The sequence below is a fragment of the uncultured Aquincola sp. genome (assembly GCF_964001545.1).
Taxonomy (GTDB): Bacteria; Pseudomonadota; Gammaproteobacteria; order Burkholderiales; family Burkholderiaceae_C; genus Aquincola.
In genome coordinates this window covers 1-1,963 of sequence record NZ_CAXFDV010000022.1, presented here as the reverse complement: position 1 = coordinate 1,963, position 1,963 = coordinate 1, and the positions used below count along the sequence as shown (strand labels likewise).

Annotated in this window: 1 protein-coding gene and 1 pseudogene; both read right to left on the bottom strand. The window is 69.4% G+C overall.

Annotation, left to right across the window (positions count from 1 at the left end):
- Nucleotides 1-393: pseudogene (locus ABNT58_RS00795) on the bottom strand (hypothetical protein); the annotation flags it as partial.
- A gap of 4 nt (nt 394-397) precedes the next feature.
- Nucleotides 398-1,963, bottom strand: a 1,566-nt coding sequence (gene tssI, locus ABNT58_RS00790) for a type VI secretion system tip protein TssI/VgrG (protein WP_348751611.1), incomplete at its 5' end; no start/stop codon positions are given.

Sequence of the window (1,963 nt, the reverse complement as noted above, 5' to 3'; positions counted from 1 at the left end):
GGCCGCATGGTGGCGCGAGCCGAAGGAGCGCAGCGCCTCGGCGAACCAGGCCGGCGTGTCGGGCATGGCCGCGGGGTCGAACTGCCAGTCGGCCGCCACCTGTTGCGCGACCAGTTCCTGGGCGCTGGCGTCGTAGATGCCGCGCAGCGCCTCCTTCAAGGCCCGGGCGTATTGCAGGCCGTGCACGAAGGGCTGCTTGAACAGCAGGAACACGTCGCCGGTGGCATAGGGCAGCTCCAGCTTCTGCGCCTCGACGAAGCACTCGGCCAGCCGCAGGCTGGATTCGGGCAGCTGCCACATCAACAGCCGCGCGGCGGGCAATGCCTTGAAGGCCTGCCAGTCTTCGGCCAGCTGCATCAGCCGCCGTTCCACCGGGTTGAGCGCAGCAGCCATGGCGCTAGCCGTTGAGCGAGATCTTGGGCGCGGTGATGCTGACGCCCGAAGGATCGATCTTGAGGGTGGACGGCCCGCAGCTGAGCGTGATGCCGCCCGGCGCCAGCTCGATGGTGGAAGGGCCCACGTGGATGGTGATCTTGGCCTTGGAGGTGATGTCCATCTCGCCGGTGGCGTCCAGCCCCAGCGTGCCCTTGGCGGTGACCTGTTCGTTGCCGGTGACGTCGGCGCTGCGGTGACCGGTGATGGTGTCGCTGCGGTTGCCGCCCACCTTCAGCGTGTCGTCGGCGGTGATGTCGGTGCTGCGCCTGGCCTTGACGGTGACGGTCTGGTCGGCGGTGACGGTCTGGCTGTGCTTGGACTCGTAGGTTTCGGTCACGTCGCCCTTGACGTGGTAGCTGGCCGTGTTGGCCGCCACGTCGTGGCTGAAGCTGCCCGCGCTGATGGTGATCTTGGTGTCTTGCTTGATGGTCTCGGTATGGGTGCCGTCCACCGTGATGCTGCGGTGGTTGTGCACCGTCTGCGTGTCGTCATGCTCCACCGTGGTGGCCATGTCGTACTGCGCATGCACGGTGATCTTCTCCTTGCCGGCGGTGTCGTCCATCGACATCTCGTTGTAGCCGGCGCCCTTGTGGCTTTTGCTCTTGATGCCGCTGGTGGCCGCCGCGGCCGGCAGGCCATAGGGCGGCGGCATGGCCGCGTTGTAGACGCGGCCGGTGACGATGGGCCGGTCGGGGTTGCCTTCCATGAAGTCGACGATCACCTCCTGCCCGATGCGCGGGATCGAGACCGAGCCCCAGCCCTGCCCCGCCCAGGGCTGCGACACGCGCACCCAGCAGCTGCTGTTCTCGTCGCGCCGGCCCAGGCGGTCCCAATGGAAGTGCAGCTTCACCCGGCCATGCGCATCGGTGAAGATCTCTTCGCCCGCCGGGCCCACCACCACCGCCGTCTGCGGGCCATGCACCCGCGGCTGCGGCGTGCGCGCCGGGCTGCGGTACACGTCCTGCCCGCCGATGGCGCGGAAGCGGCAGCGCCAGCCCGGCTGCAGCGCGCCCGAGCGGTGGCCGGTGCCGGTGAGCTCCATCTCGGTGGCGGTGACCAGCCAGCTGCCGTTCTGCGCCGCCTGCGGATGCTCGGCCAGCTCGAAGCGGCCGCCCACGGCCAGCGTGCGCATCAGGCCTTCGCCCTCCACCTGCAGCACCCGGGCATCGAAGGCCTGCTGCCGCACGCCGGCATGGTGCTCGCCTTCGGCCTTGCTGCCGTAGTCGCAGGGGTAGTCGTAGATCTCCAGCGGCGGCAGGCCGGCCGGCTGCGGCGCACTGCTGCCGGCATGCGCCTCGGCCTGCAGCGACACGTCGGGTTTGGTGAAGTCGTAGTCGGTCAACGCCACCCGCTGCGGCTGCACCCGCTGGCTCACCCGCCAGTGGGTGATGGGCTCCAGGTCGGTGGCGTCGTCGGCCGTCTCGCGGTAGACGAAGCGGTGGCCGCCTTCGCACGGCACATGGGCGCCGGGCGCATCCACCACCACCAGCGTGTGGCGCTGCGCCTCATGCCGGAAGAAGTAGTAGAT